This is a genomic window from Pseudomonas sp. S3_B08, from assembly GCF_054667725.1.
Map to the genome: position 1 here is coordinate 5,525,257 of NZ_CP162750.1, position 16,217 is coordinate 5,541,473.

The 16,217-nt window shown below is 61.2% G+C and carries 14 protein-coding genes and 1 pseudogene; 10 read left to right on the top strand and 5 right to left on the bottom strand.

Going from position 1 to position 16,217, the window contains the following annotated elements:
* Nucleotides 1-17: 17 nt before the first annotated feature.
* The 4 genes and pseudogenes from accB to gcbA form a co-directional block, all read right to left on the bottom strand.
* Entirely contained in the window at nt 18-476 is a 459-nt protein-coding gene (gene accB, locus AB4N73_RS24835) for an acetyl-CoA carboxylase biotin carboxyl carrier protein (RefSeq protein ID WP_016771862.1), read from the bottom strand.
* 24 nt (nt 477-500) lie between these two features.
* Nucleotides 501-956, bottom strand: a complete 456-nt coding sequence (gene aroQ, locus AB4N73_RS24840; RefSeq protein ID WP_016771861.1) for a type II 3-dehydroquinate dehydratase — start codon at nt 954-956, stop codon at nt 501-503.
* A gap of 241 nt (nt 957-1,197) precedes the next feature.
* A pseudogene (locus AB4N73_RS24845) lies at nt 1,198-1,734 on the bottom strand (methyl-accepting chemotaxis protein); the annotation flags it as partial.
* 1,461 nt (nt 1,735-3,195) lie between these two features.
* Nucleotides 3,196-4,866, bottom strand: a complete 1,671-nt coding sequence (gene gcbA / locus AB4N73_RS24850) for a diguanylate cyclase GcbA (protein ID WP_460142676.1) — start codon at nt 4,864-4,866, stop codon at nt 3,196-3,198.
* A 324-nt stretch (nt 4,867-5,190) separates the two neighbouring features.
* Between gcbA and AB4N73_RS24855 the strand changes: the two genes are divergently transcribed.
* The 10 genes from AB4N73_RS24855 (at nt 5,191) to AB4N73_RS24900 (ending at nt 14,843) form a co-directional block, all read left to right on the top strand.
* On the top strand, nt 5,191-6,339 hold the full coding sequence (locus AB4N73_RS24855) for a DUF2515 family protein (RefSeq protein WP_150638335.1): 1,149 nt from the start codon (nt 5,191-5,193) through the stop codon (nt 6,337-6,339).
* Nucleotides 6,339-7,061 (top strand): hypothetical protein, encoded by a 723-nt coding sequence (locus tag AB4N73_RS24860; protein ID WP_177434211.1) that lies wholly within the window; start codon nt 6,339-6,341, stop codon nt 7,059-7,061. The genes AB4N73_RS24855 and AB4N73_RS24860 overlap by 1 nt, the downstream gene beginning before the upstream one ends.
* Nucleotides 7,040-7,546 carry an Hcp family type VI secretion system effector gene (locus AB4N73_RS24865; RefSeq protein ID WP_150638191.1) on the top strand — a complete coding sequence of 169 codons (507 nt, stop codon included), beginning with the start codon at nt 7,040-7,042 and terminating at the stop codon, nt 7,544-7,546. The genes AB4N73_RS24860 and AB4N73_RS24865 overlap by 22 nt, the downstream gene beginning before the upstream one ends.
* Nucleotides 7,543-8,019 carry a hypothetical protein gene (locus AB4N73_RS24870; protein ID WP_122601518.1) on the top strand — a complete coding sequence of 159 codons (477 nt, stop codon included), beginning with the start codon at nt 7,543-7,545 and terminating at the stop codon, nt 8,017-8,019. Before AB4N73_RS24865 ends, AB4N73_RS24870 begins: the two co-directional genes overlap by 4 nt.
* Before the next feature lie 138 nt (nt 8,020-8,157).
* The gene (locus AB4N73_RS24875) at nt 8,158-9,225 is read left to right on the top strand and encodes a DUF2333 family protein (protein WP_236169645.1); all 1,068 of its coding nucleotides are present in this window, start codon (nt 8,158-8,160) and stop codon (nt 9,223-9,225) included.
* Nucleotides 9,226-9,228: 3 nt separating this feature from the next.
* Complete coding sequence (locus AB4N73_RS24880; RefSeq protein WP_310403768.1) at nt 9,229-9,786, top strand: NUDIX hydrolase; 558 nt, start codon at nt 9,229-9,231, stop codon at nt 9,784-9,786.
* 186 nt (nt 9,787-9,972) lie between these two features.
* Complete coding sequence (locus AB4N73_RS24885; RefSeq protein WP_007914613.1) at nt 9,973-10,344, top strand: translation initiation factor Sui1; 372 nt, start codon at nt 9,973-9,975, stop codon at nt 10,342-10,344.
* 220 nt (nt 10,345-10,564) lie between these two features.
* Nucleotides 10,565-12,478: an arginine decarboxylase gene (gene speA, locus AB4N73_RS24890; protein WP_016771856.1), complete on the top strand. Its 1,914-nt coding sequence runs from the start codon at nt 10,565-10,567 to the stop codon at nt 12,476-12,478.
* 233 nt (nt 12,479-12,711) lie between these two features.
* Complete coding sequence (locus AB4N73_RS24895) at nt 12,712-14,058, top strand: type VI secretion system Vgr family protein (RefSeq protein WP_252883114.1); 1,347 nt, start codon at nt 12,712-12,714, stop codon at nt 14,056-14,058.
* The gene (locus tag AB4N73_RS24900) at nt 14,055-14,843 is read left to right on the top strand and encodes a DUF4123 domain-containing protein (RefSeq protein WP_252868741.1); all 789 of its coding nucleotides are present in this window, start codon (nt 14,055-14,057) and stop codon (nt 14,841-14,843) included. The genes AB4N73_RS24895 and AB4N73_RS24900 overlap by 4 nt, the downstream gene beginning before the upstream one ends.
* A 7-nt stretch (nt 14,844-14,850) precedes the next feature.
* Here AB4N73_RS24900 and AB4N73_RS24905 read toward each other — a convergent pair whose 3' ends face one another.
* A complete protein-coding gene (locus tag AB4N73_RS24905) occupies nt 14,851-16,200 on the bottom strand; it encodes an MATE family efflux transporter (RefSeq protein WP_315435352.1) in 1,350 nt (449 codons plus the stop codon).
* Between the last annotated feature and the right edge of the window lie 17 nt (nt 16,201-16,217).

Sequence of the window (16,217 nt, forward strand, 5' to 3'; positions counted from 1 at the left end):
CAAAGGCTCTCCGCGGTTCAAACGATGGTGAACAGCGGTTGGTCGTACTCAACCGGCTGGCCGTCTTCGACGAGGATGGATTCGATCACACCGCTGGTTTCAGCTTCGATGTGGTTCATCATCTTCATGGCTTCGACGATGCACAGGGTGTCGCCTTTCTTCACGGTCTGGCCGACTTCAACGAAGGCAGGCGAGGTTGGCGAAGATTTACGGTAGAAGGTGCCGACCATCGGCGAACGGGCAACGGTGCCGTTCAGCGCGGGTGCAGCAGCGGCAGCCGGAGCAGCGGCAGCGACTGGCGCGGCAGCAGGGGCAGCGGCCGGAGCCTGCATCGGGGCTGGCGCGTAGTACTGCTGCGCCGGGGTCTTGCTGTGACGGCTGATGCGTACGGACTCTTCGCCTTCCTTGATCTCGAGCTCGTCGATGCCGGACTCTTCCAGCAATTCGATCAGTTTCTTAACTTTACGGATATCCATGAATCATCAACTCCCAAGGGTCGGTCAGGGGCGTATAGCTTGGTGTTCAAGCTGCTCTAGTGCGGCCTCCAGGGCCAGTCGGTAACCGCTGGCGCCAAGGCCGCAGATCACTCCTACCGCTACATCGGAGAAGTAGGAGTGATGGCGGAAAGGTTCGCGCTTGTGCACGTTGGACAAATGCACTTCGATGAATGGGATGCTCACTCCCAGCAGCGCGTCACGTAATGCGACACTTGTGTGCGTAAAAGCCGCCGGATTGATCAGAATGAAGTCCACGCCTTCACCGCGTGCAGCGTGGATGCGATCGATCAATTCGTACTCGGCGTTGCTTTGCAGGTGCAGCAGATGATGGCCGGCTTCACGGGCGCGCCGCTCCAGATCCTGATTGATCTGCGCCAGGGTCGTCGACCCGTAGGTCCCCGGTTCCCGGGTGCCGAGCAGGTTCAGGTTGGGGCCGTGCAGCACCAGTAGCGTCGCCATCTGCGTTGTCCTTGTTATCAATGAGCAGTCGTCAGAACCCGGCGACTATGCCGCAAAGCCTTTGTGACTGTCCAGTTCCATGCAATAGGCGGCACGATGGGCGATGTTTGCGCGAAATTTGTGACCGAGGATCAGGATCCGGTCATTTGTAGTGACTGGGCTGGCGCCTTCGCGAGCAGGCTCGCTCCCACAGGGGTATGCATTCCAATGTGGGAGCGAGCCTGCTCGCGAAGGTGGTACGTCAGACGCGGAAGGCCTGAACGGCTGTATGCAGTTGGCCGCCGAGAACCAACAAATTCTCGCCCTGTTCGCGCCCTTGGCCGATGCGCAGCAGGTTATCCCCACCCAATTGATGAATGCGCTCGCTGTGATCGCGGATCTCGCTGACCGCGCCACTTTGCTGCGCGGTGACATCGGCGATGCGCACGGCGGTGTCGGCGATGGTCTGGATCGCACCGACGATTTTGTCCAGTGCACCGTCTGCCGCTTGCGCCTGACTGGCCGTGGCTTCGGCGTGTTCGACCTGCGCGCGCATGCCTTCGACCGATTGTCGCGCGGCGGTCTGCAGGCCGGCTATCAGCGTCTGGATTTCTGCTGTGGCCCCGGCGGTGCGTTGTGCCAGCGAGCGCACCTCTTCGGCGACCACGGCAAAACCACGGCCCATCTCTCCAGCGCGGGCCGCCTCGATCGCGGCGTTCAGGGCGAGCAGATTGGTCTGGTCAGCAATCGAACGAATCACTGTCAGCACGCCGCCGATGGTTGCTGATTCTTCTGCCAGATGTTCGATCATCTGCGCATTGCCTTGAACCTCACCGACCAGCGCATGCAGTCCGGTCAGGCTCTGGCCGATTACAGCCTGCCCATGCTCGACGGCGAGACCGGCATGACGACTGGCGTCGGCAGCCTGACGGGCATCGCCGGCCACTTGCTGAATGGTCGCCTCAAGTTCCCCCAGCGAGTCGCGAATCAGCGCGGTATCGCCGGCCTGATGCTCGGCGCCGCTGTGCAGGTCATTGCTCAGTTCCGCAAGGGTGCGGCTGCTGCCCGCGACTTGTTCGGCGTTGCCGCGAATGGTGCCGACCAGATCCACCAGATAGGCGCGCAGGCGGTTGAGCGAGGCTTCGATGTCGTGCAATTCGCGATTGGTCTTGCCCAGTTGGATGTCGCGACTGAAATCGCCCTCGGCCCAGGTCGACAGCGCTGGGGCGAGGTTGGTCAGGGTGCGGGCCAGGCGCCGCTGCAAGGTATCGATGAGCAGGGCGATCAGCAGAATCAGGCCGATCATCACGCCTTGCATCAGCCGCACTTCGCCCTGGATCTGCCCATGTTGCGCGCGTACCACCGGTTCGAGGCCGGCGATGGCGTGTTGCACGCTGGCGATTTTTTCGTGAGTCGCGGCGCTGAGCTCGGCGCGTTTCTGGATCTGCTCGCGGGTGCGCGCCAGTTCCGCCGGATAGCGGCCGAGCAAGCTGTTGAGTTCGCGTTTGAGGCCGACACCGGCATCTTCGGCGGCGGCTTTATCAGTGGTTTCGATGCCCATCAGCGCGGCGAAATCGTCACTGCTCGATTCGTTGCTGGTGACCACCCCGAGCAAGGGCAGGGCATCGATGGCCTCGGCCTGAGCGCGCATGTTGCTCACTTCACGCTCGACATCGGCAGCCAGTTCACTGCGCCCGCTGCTGACCAGTTTGTCCCGCGCCAGCGACAGTCTGCCCAGATGCTGCGATGCGGCAAGCAGTGGCGCGAGGTAGGCGGCGTTGCCATTGGCGTAGGTATTGAGCTGGTCGAGGCTGGCGCTGAGTTCGCGTTCGGCCTGCAACAGCAGCGCCTGCGGATCGCCAGCCAGTTTGCCGGCGGCGAGCAGGTCGGTTTTGCTGAATTCATCGAGGCTCGACAGGCTTGGCCGTACCGTGTCGGCCAGCGCCGGGGGCAGGTCACCCAGTTGCTTTTGCACGCTGTCGATAGCCTGGGCGGCGCTGCTCAGGCGCAGCGCGTCACCGCTGGCCAGATAATCCTCGACGTTGCGCGCCACTTCATTCTGAAATTGTTGCGACAGCCCCAGGTAACGCTCCATCAACAGATAGGGGCGTTCGAGGGCTTTTTGCGACCACCACAGCGTGGCGCCAAGGGCCACGCAGACGGCGACCAGCAGCAGAGTGTTGAGATTGGTGAGCAACTTCAGGCGCATGACGGCTACCAACGGCAGGAATGGTAAGCGCCTGAATTTATTGCGGTTCTATTACAAGGTTATGACCGAATCAGTGGATTCCGATGAAAAAGTGGCACTTTGCTTTGACTGGCGCGCGGTCTGCACCCGATTGCGTCCTGCACCCTTGGCGCGATACAGCGCCTCATCGGCCTGGCTGGCCATCATCAGGCTGTCGGAGTCATCGCACATTTCTACTACGCCGGCGCTGAACGTGCACCAGAGGTCCTGCGGCTGCGCCGGGTAATGAATCTCGGCGAAGCGCTGGCGAATCTCGTCGAGGACTTTGTGCGCCGCGTCGATATCGGTGTCGGGCATGACGATGGCGAACTCTTCGCCGCCGTATCGGCCAATGAAATCGGTCTTGCGCAACCGCTGCTTGAGAAACAGCGCGAGGCTCTTGATCACCCGGTCGCCCATCGGGTGGCCGTGGCTGTCGTTGACCCGCTTGAAGTGATCGATGTCGAGCATGGCAAAGCTCAGCGGTTTGTTTTCGCGGCGCGCGCGGAACGAGCAGTCTTCGAGCAATTGCAGGATGTGCGTGTGGTTGTACAGGCCGGTGAGGCTGTCGCGAACCATCCGTGCTTTCAGATTGCGTGCCCGCGCGGCGCGGTTGCGCACAGTGGTGATCAGGTGTCGCGGTTTGATCGGCTTGGTCAGGAAGTCATCGCCGCCCTCGCTCATGGCGTCGAGCTGCTTGTCCAGATCGTCCTCGGCCGACAGGTAAATGATCGGCACGCTGACATAGCGGTCGTTGTGACGAATGACCTTCGCCAGCTCGGTGCCGGTGCAGGCCGGCATGTACATGTCGAGGATGATCAGGTCCGGCTGGAAATCCGCCAGCTCGGCCATTGCCTGAATCGGTTCGATCAGGGTGCGGGTGACAATCCCGGCACTGTTGAGCAGACGCTCGGTGTGCAGGGCCTGGGCGCGCGAGTCGTCGATGATCAGCACTTTATAAGGCTCGTACTGGGCGACGCAGGTCAGCACTTCGATTTTTTCCAGCAGGCTCGATGCTTCGAGCGTGCCGGTGAGGAATTCCCGGCCACCGGCGCGCACGGCGGCTAGGCGGGTCGGGGTGTCGGTTTCGTGCAGGCTGAAGAACAGCAGCGGCAGGGGTTCTTCGAGGCCGACCTGAGCTTCGGCGGCGAGTTTCAGGCCGATGCCGGGGCCACTGAAATCCACGTCCATGACAATCGCCGCGGGCAAGCGCTCGACCATCGACGAACGAAACGCGGCCACGCTGTCCAGTGCCTGCGCGCTCAAGCCGAAAAATTCCAGTTGCTTGGCCAGGCGTTCAGCGCGGTCGTGATCCTGCAACATCACGTAGATCGGCTTGCGCAGCGGCGGCAGGAACGTCTGGTCGAGCTGATCGCCATGGCGCAGGCCAGTGCGCGACAGGCGCTGCATCAAACGATTGAGATCGGTGATCAGGCCGCTGCTGAGGCGTCCACGATTGGCATCCACCGCTTGCAGCGACTGGCTGATGTGATGCGCCAACTGAGTGTGTTCCGGCTGTTCGAAGCGCTCGGCAAAACGCAGCAGACGCAGATTCGCCTCGCTCAGTTCGGCAAGATCGACGGTGGACCACTCACTGCGTTGCAGGCGCTGCCATATCTCAAGAATCTGACGTGCCTGATGAATTACCCGCTGGGCAAAGTGGTGCTTGAGACGCTCACGGCTGGGGTCTTCTGGCTCGGTCATATCCTGACTACTAGTTAGGGTGCATGCTGAGATCGACTGGTGGCTCTATGCTAGCACCTCTTTTCCCTTAGACGAGTGTCGTACGTCAATAATCTGCTGGACGACACGATTCAGTTTCTGACCGGGTGGTTTTGTTTTTACCTCTGATTTCGACCAAGTGCCCGCATGCTGGGATTTTGCGAGCAATCCGGCCAGCGCTGTCGACATTTCACCGGTCTTGATAGGCGGCGTCTGACAGCGCTTTCTGATTTTTCTTCTACGCGCTTTCACCGGCCAGATTGGCTGGTACGGTTCAGGGATTCCCCTAGCTGCCGCCCTTCCATCATGAGCCAATGTTTCACCGAACTCGCCAGTGATGCCCAGCGCCTCAATCACAACATCAGGCCCATCGACGACTGCGCTTGCGACGAAGAGCTGTTGTACGGCGAGCGGGTGCAGGTGACAGAGGTGCCAGTGCTGACCTGCCAATGCCTCTGGCGGCGCTATCAGCGCGCCGCCGAGGCAATTGTCGCCCCGAACGGCGTGCTGATTGCCGATCCGGTCGCGCGCAACCGAGCGATCAACGCGGCTTATGCCCGGTTGTGGTTGCACGACTCACGTTTTCAATGGGCGGGCCTGGCGGCGTTTGCCTCCAAGCAGGTCGGCTGTGGCTTGCTGCATGCGGCACAGAGTATCGAACGCATCCGCGAGGAATACGAAGCGCGGCAGCGGCTGCGAGACAGCCGACGCGAATCCGGATTGCTCACGCCGGAAAAAATGCCGGGACAGGCCGAAGACCTGCGTGAATATCAACAGGCTCAGGCGCGTAATCCGCTGTCTGTCATGGATGCCCGGGTGCCAGGTGAAGAGCTGTCGGTGGCCGAGCAACAGTTCCGGCATGTCTACGAAATGATGGCGATGGGCAATACCACGCTGTTTCTGGATGTTTATCCGTTGCATCAGTTTTATGCGGTGCGGGGATTGGCGGAGTTGAAGAAATGTCTTCGCGACCGGGAGAAGATTCAAGGGCATGCGAAGTGGCCGGTGCTTTGGCCGGTCGGGCAAGACACCCTCAGGTTCGGGGATGCATATCCCGAGATAGAGGTGGCCTTTGAAGCAATAGAGGCTGGGAAAATCGCCGAAAGCGTGAAGCATTTGGCGTGGCACGAGCAGCAAAATATTCTCCAGCCGACCATTTACGAAAACAGCCACCTGGTTGCGCTTTTGCGCGGCAATCATTTTTCTTATGTCACCAACTTCCCTTCCGGCGTCGCTCAGGCCATCGAGCTGACGCTGACCAGCCAATGCCAGCGTGTCGATGATGGCCGGACCATTGATTTTGATAGCAGCCCGCTGGCGGATTTGTCCGATATCGACCAGCGAATGAAGTTTGTGCTGCGGGCGGCAAGTCGTTTTGATCTGTTGCTCAACGACAGCAACAAGGCGTTGTTGGCGCAGTCAATCCGCGAGATTGCGCTCAGGGAGGAGGGCTGATGAGCTTGCGCCTTCGGCAAATCAGCCGACGTCGCTGGGTGTGGATGATTGTTTGTGTGGCTGCTGCACTGGCCGCCTTGCGGCAATTGATGCAGCCGCTATGGAATGATCCAGTCATTACCTTGAGGATCGGCGAAACCTACGAGTACATGGAGGCACATTCAACCGCTCCGTTCAGTGTGTGGGATCGCGGCAGCAAGACTGTTTCCGGTGGCATTCCGAAGACGGATGCACGTCTGCGCTTCGTTGATCCGCAGTACGGGTTCGAGACGCCGCTGGCTCGGTTTTTCACCGTGACGTTCGTCAATAATCTGACCGTGAGCATCCGCATGTCTCCGCAAATCGAACCTCTGCTGATTGAGGACGCCATGAAGGTTGTTACCGATCTGCAGAGCCAATGGTGCGCAAAAGGCTGGAAACCGATGGGTACGCAGGGCGACCCGACAATTACGGACACCCCCGATTGGCGCGCATACGTCAGACAAGGAGTGCTTTCTGGGCGGTCATTTTGGCAGGCCGGCGACAAATACCAGGCAATGCTGATTCTAGGACGCTTCAGAGATTCCAGACATCTCGATCAGGAGCGCTACCTCATCACTCTCGCCGTGGCGAAACCCTGGATTCCTTTCGACGAAATCGAAGATCGCCGCCTCGAATCCCATCACTTCCTCCCACCCCTACCCGAAAAAGGAGCCATTCCATGCCCATCCCAGCCTTCATGACCATCCACGGCAGCCGCCAGGGCCTGATCACCGCCGGCGCTTTCACTGAAGCCTCGGTGGGCAATACCTACCAGAGCGGGCGCGAAGACAAGATCATGGTTCAGGCCCTCAGTCATGGCATGTACATACCCAAGGATCAGGGCGCCGGGCGGCGGATGCACAGGCCCTTGATCATCACCAAAACCCTCGACAAGGCTTCGCCCTTGCTGAATATGGCGCTGTCCAGCGGCGAGTTGCTGAGCGAATGCCGCGTGGAGTTTTATCGCACGTCGGCCAGCGGCGTGCAGGAGCACTTCTACACGGTGGAGCTGGAGGATGCGTTGGTCGTCGGCAGCGAACTATTGATGCCGCACTGTCTCGACAGCGGCACGTCGCACCTTACGCAACTGGAGAAAGTCCACTTCAGCTACCGGCGCATCTACTGGCGCCACGAAATCAGCCGGACGATGGGTTCGGACGAGTGGCAAGGCGAGGGACTTCGATGAGGCTGGTCCGTGAGCTGAGCCTGACCGACCACGAGCGCCAGCATGTCTGTTGCGTGGAAGAGGCGCTGGAGCACGTCAGCAGTCTGTTGAGCATGCGCCAACCGCTCGAAGGTCTGGATCAACTGCGGGCCGGTTTGATGATCAATCTGGACAGCGAAGTCCTGGCGCAGATCAAACAGGGTGAATGGTGCCTGATCAAAGCCGAAGCCGACTATGGCTACTGGCAGGGCGCCGAAGCGGTGTTCCAACAGGCCGTGCTCGAGCTTATGAACAACCCTCCCGAGCAGCCAACCCGCACCGCGCGAATCTTTCGTCTGGTCGACAGTGTGACTGGTGAGCCTTTGCCTGCGCAGGCCTACATCGCCACGATTGATGGAATACCCAGTCAGCGCCGAACTGACGCCCAAGGCATTGCACATCTGTTTACCGACGACCAAGTGCGGCAGCTTTCGCTGCGCATCTTCAACGTCTGAAAGCTGCGTCTATCCTTTCGTTCGCGACGTCCTTCGCTTGTTTTGCGCCAGTGCCGCGATAGCGGGTGCTAGGCCTTGGCACGTTGTTGTATGGTTGTGGTCGAACCGTTGAACCCAAGTGATTGAAAGGATATCGCCATGCTGGACTGGAAAAACCGCGCGGGCAGCGCGCCTGAACGTGCCGCCGAGCCCAAGTCGGCCACCCGCAGCTATATCGGCGGGCTGCTGTTCAGCCGGGCGCTGGCCACAGTAATCGGTCTGTATTTGCTGGTCACCATCGCGCTGGGCTGGTACTGGAGCCAGGAGCCGGAACTGTTTCCGGTGGCGCAGAACGCCCAGGTCGCTGCCGAGAAAGAAGGCAAGCAAATGGTGGTCGGCTACACCACGGTCGAGACCCTGAAGACCGTTGCCGGCACCTTGCTCAACAAGCCGGGCGGTTACATTTCCAATGACCGTTTCCCGCCGGGTCTGTGGATGGACAACACGCCGAGCTGGGAATACGGCGTGCTGGTGCAGGTGCGTGACCTGACCCGCGCCCTGCGCAAGGATTTTGCCCGTTCGCAATCGCAGTCCGCCGAAGACGCCGATCTGGCCAAGGCCGAACCGCGCTTCAACTTCGACAACAAGAGCTGGGTGCTGCCGTCCAGCGAGTCGGAATACCAGGAAGGCATCAACTCCCTGAGCCGTTATCAGTCGCGCTTGTCGGATCCGAATCAGAAAAACGCGCTGTTCTACGCCCGCGCCGACAACCTCAACAACTGGCTGGGCGATGTCGGCACCCGTCTCGGTTCGTTGTCGCAACGCCTGTCGGCCAGTGTCGGCCGGGTCAAGCTCAATACTGCGCTGAAGACCGAAGTTCCGGCGGTCGGCGAAGTGCCGCAGGTTGACGAAGAAGTCGTGGAAACCCCGTGGATGCAAATCGACAACGTGTTCTACGAAGCACGCGGTCAGGCCTGGGCGCTGTCGCATCTGCTGCGCGCCATCGAAGTCGACTTCGCCGATGTGCTGGCGAAGAAGAACGCCACCGTCAGCGTGCGCCAGATCATCCGTGAGCTGGAGGCTTCGCAAGAGCCGGTGTGGAGCCCGATGATTCTCAACGGCAGCGGTTTCGGCGTGTTGGCCAACCACTCGCTGGTCATGGCCAACTATATTTCCCGGGCCAACGCTGCGGTGATCGATTTGCGTCAACTGCTCAATCAGGGCTGATACGTGAGCCAGACTACAAGAGAGGCGGCCCATCGCGCCGCCTCGGACGCTGAACAGATCGCCTGGGTCGACGAGCAGGACAACCTGCTCGGCGCTCTGGTGCGCTCCGATTTGCGTGAGCGCGGGCTGATTGGCCGTGGCACTTACATCATGCTGTTCAACTCCGCCGGTGAGCTGTGCGTGCACCGGCGCACGTTGAGCAAGGCGATTTATCCCGGTTACTGGGATGTTGCCGCAGGCGGCATGGTCCAGGCCGACGAAAGTTATGCCGAGTCGGCGGCGCGCGAGCTGGAAGAAGAGTTGGGCGTCAGCGGCGTCGAACTCACCGCTCACGATCACTTCTACTTCGAAGACACCGGCAACCGCCTGTGGTGTTCGGCGTTTTCCGCCGTGTGGGACGGGCCGCTGAAACTGCAGCCGGAAGAAGTCCTCGAAGCGCGATTCATCCCCGTCGAACAGGTCATGCGCGAAATCAGCGAAAAGCCTTATTGCCCGGACTCTCTGGCCGCGCTGAAGCGCTATCTCAAGGCGCAGCAAAGCAACGTCGCAAAGAACACATGAATTGGCGCCGATTGGCACTTAGCAATCGCGATTTTTGCCGTTACACTGCGCGACCTTTTCAAGCTGCACCGAGCGCTTCCCAAAAAGCATCGATGCAGTAGCGCTGCCCCTGCCTGAGTGGGGCTTCGCGGTCGCTGACCTTGCCCAAGGTTGCGATCAGTCTTTGTCCTCCCGAGAGGATTGCCGGTGGCCAAGAAAGCCGCATCCTTCGCCGCCCTGGGCGGCCTGGTATTTTCCACCGACGCAGGTCGTCATTGCCCGGAATGCAGCAAGCCGGTGGACGCCTGTATCTGCAAACAAACCGTGATCCCGGCCGGTGACGGCATTGCCCGCGTGCGTCGCGAAAGCAAGGGCCGTGGCGGCAAGACGGTGACCACCATCACCGGCGTGCCCTTGGCCGAAGACGCGCTCAAGGAGCTGGCGACGACGTTGAAGAAACGTTGTGGCACCGGCGGGGCGTTGAAGGACGGCATCATCGAAATCCAGGGCGATCACGTCGAGCTACTCTTGGCAGAGCTGATCAAGCACGGTTTCAAAGCGAAGAAATCCGGCGGCTAGCAGCCTCTGTGAAACCCTCCGGCGGCTTGATCCGGCTTCGAGTGTTCTCGGATCCGGCGTCGTCGCCATGGTTTTCACAGAGCCTGTTCATGACCGGTTTCTAAACTCCACGCAGTCAGTGCGGTCTACCGCCGCACTGACGAACCGTCATTTTCATTCTTTAGACTGCGCCGGCCTGCACTTCAGGCGACGCACTCTGACTTCTTTATAGGGGACTTCGATGTCCGTACGACGCACACGTAAAGACGATGGCAGCCAATGGACAGTTGCGGACAGCCGCAGCGTTTACGGGATTCGCCATTGGGGGGCCGGGTATTTCGCGATCAATGAAGCCGGTCGCGTCGAAGTACGTCCGAACGGCCCGAGCAGCTCGCCTATCGATCTGTTCGAGCAAGTCGACCAACTGCGCAAGAGCGGTTTGTCCTTGCCGCTGCTGGTGCGGTTCCCCGACATCCTGCAAGACCGTGTCCGTCAGTTGACCGGTGCTTTCGATTCCAACATCGAGCGCCTGGAATACCAGAGCAAATACACTGCGCTGTACCCGATCAAGGTCAACCAGCAAGAAGCGGTGATCGAGAACATCATCGCCACCCAGAACGTTTCCATCGGTCTGGAAGCCGGCTCCAAGCCTGAGCTGCTGGCCGTGCTGGCGCTGGCGCCGAAGGGTGGCACCATCGTCTGCAACGGTTACAAGGACCGCGAGTTCATCCGTCTGGCGCTGATGGGCCAGAAGCTCGGCCACAACGTGTTCATCGTCATCGAGAAAGAATCCGAAGTCGGCCTGGTGATCGAAGAAGCCGCCTCGCTGAAGGTCAAGCCGCAGGTGGGTCTGCGCGTGCGCCTGTCGTCGCTGGCCTCGTCGAAATGGGCGGACACCGGTGGCGAAAAATCCAAATTCGGTCTGTCGGCGGCGCAACTGCTGTCGGTGGTCGAGCGCTTCCGTGGCGCCGGTCTGGATCAGGGCATCCGCCTGCTGCACTTCCACATGGGTTCGCAGATTGCCAACCTCGCTGACTACCAGCACGGCTTCAAGGAAGCGATCCGTTATTACGGCGAATTGCGCAACCTCGGTCTGCCGGTCGATCACATCGACGTCGGCGGCGGCCTCGGTGTCGACTATGACGGCACGCATTCGCGCAACGCCAGTTCGATCAACTACGACATGGACGATTACGCCGGTGTGGTGGTCGGCATGCTCAAGGAATTCTGCGACGCGCAGAGCCTGCCGCATCCGCACATCTTCTCCGAGAGTGGCCGTTCGCTGACCGCGCACCACGCAATGCTGGTTGTGCAGGTCACCGACGTCGAGAAACACAACGACGAAATCCCGCTGATCGAAAACAAGGAAAGCCTGCCGGAAACCGTGCAGTGGCTGGTCGATCTGCTCGGCCCGACCGACATCGAAATGGTCACCGAAACTTACTGGCGCGCCACCCACTACATGAGCGACGTCGCCGCGCAGTATGCCGACGGCAAGCTGACCCTGGCGGAAAAAGCCCTCGCCGAGCAGTGCTACTTCGCCGTGTGCCGTCGCCTGCACAACTCGCTGAAAGCGCGTCAGCGTTCGCACCGCCAGGTGCTCGACGAACTCAACGACAAGCTGGCCGACAAGTACATCTGCAACTTCTCGGTGTTCCAGAGCCTGCCGGACACCTGGGCGATCGATCAGGTGTTGCCGATCATCCCGCTGCATCGCCTCGACGAAGAGCCGCTGCGCCGCGCGGTGCTGCAGGATCTGACCTGCGACTCCGATGGCAAGATCAACCAGTACGTCGACGAGCAGAGCATCGAAACCAGCCTGCCGGTGCACGCGTTGAATGAAGGCGAAGATTACCTGCTGGGCGTGTTCCTGGTCGGCGCCTATCAGGAAATCCTCGGCGACATGCACAACCTGTTCGGTGACACCGATTCGGTGAACATCTACCAGAACGCCGATGGCAGCGTGTACCACGCTGGTATCGAGACCCACGACACCATCGAAGACATGCTGCGTTACGTGCACTTGTCGCCGGAAGAACTGATGACGCACTACCGCGACAAGTGCGCCAGTGCCCGCATCAGTGCCAGCGAGCGCACGCAGTTCCTCGATGCCTTGCGTCTGGGCCTGACGCGCTCCTCCTATCTGTCTTCCTGAGACCCGATAGCGTTCCGCCCGGGTTGTCCGATTTTTTTCCGCAAGCTGTGGAAAATTCGGATAACCCGGTGGGACATCTCCTGATTTTTTCACGAAAACCTGTGCGATCACGGTCAGCAAACTCATCTGGTCTGCTTTTCGCGTAGGTCATTTCCTAAGTTGTACTTCGCCTCTCTACTCGGCCATGCCTCTCGGCGAGAATCCCCGGCCGCCCCTCCTGTAGAGATCCGCCCATGTTCGATCCAGTCAACGAGCCGTCGTTTCGTCTCGATGTAGCGGGCCTGTCCGACCCCTTCGAAGTTCTCGCCTTTACCGGAAGGGAAGCGCTCAGCGAACCCTTTGCCTTCGAGATCGATGTGGTGATCGACGATCCGCATCTGGATCTTGCCAGCCTGCTGCATCGTTCTGCGTTCCTGTGCTTCGGCTCGCCCGGCCAGGGTGTGCACGGGCAATTGCACAGCCTTGTCCAGCACGAGCATGGCCATGGCTTGCGTTTGTGTCGAGTGCGTCTCGGGCCGAGGCTCGACTGCCTCGACCTGCGTTTGAGTCAGCGCATCTTCAGTGGCCGCTGCGTGCCGCAGATCATCGAACAGGTTCTGCGCGAGCATGGCATCGTCGGCTTGCAACGACGTTTTGACCTGCATAGCGACTACCCGACCCGCACCTTCTGCACGCAATACCGCGAATCCGATCTGCAACTGCTCCAGCGCCTGTGCGCAGAGGCGCGCATTCACTATTACTTCGAGCATCACCGCGACAGGCACTGCCTGGTGTTCGGCGACGATCCGACGCGAATGCCCCATGCAGACGTCGCGCCCTATCAGGGCGAGCATGACCAGCGTGGCGTCGCTCCAGCCGTCCGCCAATGGCAACTGCACGAAGACTCGCAGGCCAGCCAGCGAGGCCCCAGTGCCGAAGGCCACAGCGATCTGCCCGCCTTGCGCAGCGGTCAGTGGTTGCCCCTGGACGACCATCCTTTCATCGAATGCAACCGCCCATGGTTGCTGACCCGCATCGAGCACCGTGCCGATCAGTCTCTCGAACCGCCCTATTGCAATCGCCTGTTCGCGGCCGCGCGGGTACCCGTCTGTGCGCCCGCCGCTGCGCAGTCCAAGCAGCGCATGCACAGCCTGCAGCGAGCCTGGGTGGTCACCGTCGATGAGCCGCAGCCGGATTGCTCGCGGCCGGTGGCGGTGCAATTCGACTGGCTCTATCAGGGCGAAGGGGCTTCGCCAAGTCATTGCTGGCTGCCCCTCGCGCCTGACTTGAACGAGCTGCCCTCGGCGGCACTCGCTGATGGTGTGGAAGTGGTGGTGAGTTTTCTTGAGGGCGATCCCGATCAGCCGGTGGTCAGTGGCGTGCTCCAGCCCTCAGTGTTGCCAGAGGCTGCGGTCGAGGACGATGATCCGGTATCGCTCCCAGAACTGCTGGTGAGCGATGGGTTGCAGCAACTGTTGCAGTCTGGCGAGCCGTTGCTGCTGCTGTGCCTGATGCCGGGCGGTGGCAGCTTCAACCACTGCGCCGAGTCCGTGTGCAGTTGCCGGCTGCTCACCGCGCTCGATCAGAGCAGCGCACGATGAGCGGCGCGGCGCTTGAGCCCATGGCGCAATGGCTGTTGCTCGATACCCCGGACGCGGCACGCGCCCTGCTGACCTTGCGCCAGGGCTTTGCCGATGTGCAGCGTCACCGATTGTTTGACGGCACCGAATTTCAGCCGGTCAGTGAGCACGGTCCGGTCCTCGTCGACTTGCGCGAGAGTCCGGCATTGACCGCCTTGTGCCTGCGCGATCCGGACACCTGGCGTGGCCTGTTGCTGAGCTGCGAGATACCGGCGCAGCAGCTGCTCAGCCACTTGCAGCGCATGCTTACCGTCTCGTTCGGTTTGAATCACCGGGCCTTGCTCAGCTATTACAACCGTCAGACCGCCAGCTATTTCTTCGACGCCTGCGACGCCGCGCAACTGAGTCGCTGGCTCGGGCCAATCCGCCAGTTGCGCTGGTTTGGCGGCACCTGGGCCGACCGCGCCATCGGCAGTCAGGGCTGGCAACAGCTGCGCAATCCCGGCCTGCTCGTCGAACCTTTGGGCATCGAAGAAAGCCTGACCCGGCGCCAGCGCGAACGCTTGCAAACCTGTCTGCTGGAGCAGCACATCTGGCGCTGGTGCCAGTCTCTGAGCGTTGATTACCAGACGATCGCTGTGCATGTGCAACAAGGTCTGGCGCTGGGTTTCAGCGATCGTGCTGTGCTGGATGGCTGGCTGTGGCTGCGCCTGCTCAATCCGCGCGCCGTGCTGGTTGTGCCGCCGGCCGGATTGACGCAGCCGGAACGGCTCGACTTTCTGCGTCGGCAGTGGGGCGCGGGCTGACTGTCCGTCAGTGAGCCTTGCCGCTGAACCAGCCATCGCTGCGTTTCAGCCACAGGGCTTGCGCGCCAAGGGTCACGCTGCGCAAGACCATGAACAGCAGAAAAGATATCCACAGGCCGTGATTGCCCAGCGCTTGCAAGAACCAGGCGAACGGCAGGAGCAACAACACCGTCAGCAGCATGCCGTTGCGCATTTCCCGCGCGCGGGTAGCGCCGATGAACAGGCCGTCGAGCAGGTAACTCCATACCGCAATCAACGGCAGCACTGCGAGGTAGGGCAGGTAGACGAACGCCGTCTCGCGCACGCTCTGAATATCGGTCTGCATCTCGATGAACAGGTGCCCGGCCAGCAGAAACAGCACGGCAAACCCGAGGCTGGCAATCAGCGACCAGCCGCCGGCAACCACCAGCGATCGACGCAATGCCAGGCGATCCCGCGCGCCAATGGCATGGCCGCACAAGGCTTCGACTGCGTGGGCCAGGCCATCCAGTGCGTGGGCCGTCAGCAGCAGGCCGTTGAGCAGCAGCGCGTTGGCCGCTACGGTCGCATCGCCGAGCCGTGCGCCCTGCACGGTGATCAGGAAGAACACCGATTGCAGGGCGAGGCTGCGGATGAAAATGTCACGGTTGACAGCCAGCAGGGGCCGCCAGCTCTGCCAGACTCTCAGCGCCGACCAGATGATCTGCCCCGGATAGGCGCGCAATGCCGTGCGCGTCAGCCACAGGCCGAGCAGGGCGCCGCTCCATTCGGCGATTACCGAAGCCCGCGCCGAGCCGACCACGCCCCAGTCCAGGCCAATCACAAACCACAGGTTGAGCACGATGTTGATCAGGTTGGTGCTCAGCAGAATCGCCAGCGGCGCTCGGGCGTTCTGCGTGCCGAGGAACCAGCCGACCAGCGCATACGTCGCCAGCGCGGCGGGCAGGCCAAACAGGCGCGTGTGGAAAAACTCCCGGGTCAGTTGCTCCAGCTCCGCCGACGGCTGCATGAAGTGCAGAGCGACGCCGCTGAGCGGCACGCCGAGGCCGCCGAGCACGACGGCCAAGCCCAGTGCCAGCAACAGACCCTGCAAGAGAATCTGCCGCAACGCCGCGCCATCGCTGCGCCCGGCAGCCTGGGCGGCAAATCCGGTGGTGCCCATGCGCAGAAAACCCATCGCCCAGGCAAGAAACGTGTACAGACTGGCGCCGACCGCCACCGCGCCCAATTGATGGGCATGGGGCAAGTGACCGATGACAGTGCTGTCGACCAGCGCCACCAGCGGCACGGAAATATTGGAAAGAATCATCGGCGCGGCGAGCGCCCAGACCTTGCGGTGAGTCGGGCGGTCGCGCCAGTCGGTAATCAGTGAGGACATGCAGGCTCCTTGGGGGA

Bases quoted from the DNA above. Each gene is read 5' to 3' on its own strand.
- AB4N73_RS24875 (WP_236169645.1), top strand. From the start codon at position 8,158: ATGCTGGACTGGAAAAACCGCGCGGGCAGCGCGCCTGAACGTGCCGCC.
- AB4N73_RS24870 (WP_122601518.1), top strand. From the start codon at position 7,543: ATGAGGCTGGTCCGTGAGCTGAGCCTGACCGACCACGAGCGCCAGCAT.
- AB4N73_RS24860 (WP_177434211.1), top strand. From the start codon at position 6,339: ATGAGCTTGCGCCTTCGGCAAATCAGCCGACGTCGCTGGGTGTGGATG.
- aroQ (WP_016771861.1), bottom strand. From the start codon at position 956: ATGGCGACGCTACTGGTGCTGCACGGCCCCAACCTGAACCTGCTCGGC.
- AB4N73_RS24855 (WP_150638335.1), top strand. From the start codon at position 5,191: ATGAGCCAATGTTTCACCGAACTCGCCAGTGATGCCCAGCGCCTCAAT.
- AB4N73_RS24905 (WP_315435352.1), bottom strand. From the start codon at position 16,200: ATGTCCTCACTGATTACCGACTGGCGCGACCGCCCGACTCACCGCAAG.
- AB4N73_RS24895 (WP_252883114.1), top strand. From the start codon at position 12,712: ATGTTCGATCCAGTCAACGAGCCGTCGTTTCGTCTCGATGTAGCGGGC.
- AB4N73_RS24900 (WP_252868741.1), top strand. From the start codon at position 14,055: ATGAGCGGCGCGGCGCTTGAGCCCATGGCGCAATGGCTGTTGCTCGAT.
- gcbA (WP_460142676.1), bottom strand. From the start codon at position 4,866: ATGACCGAGCCAGAAGACCCCAGCCGTGAGCGTCTCAAGCACCACTTT.
- accB (WP_016771862.1), bottom strand. From the start codon at position 476: ATGGATATCCGTAAAGTTAAGAAACTGATCGAATTGCTGGAAGAGTCC.
- AB4N73_RS24865 (WP_150638191.1), top strand. From the start codon at position 7,040: ATGCCCATCCCAGCCTTCATGACCATCCACGGCAGCCGCCAGGGCCTG.
- speA (WP_016771856.1), top strand. From the start codon at position 10,565: ATGTCCGTACGACGCACACGTAAAGACGATGGCAGCCAATGGACAGTT.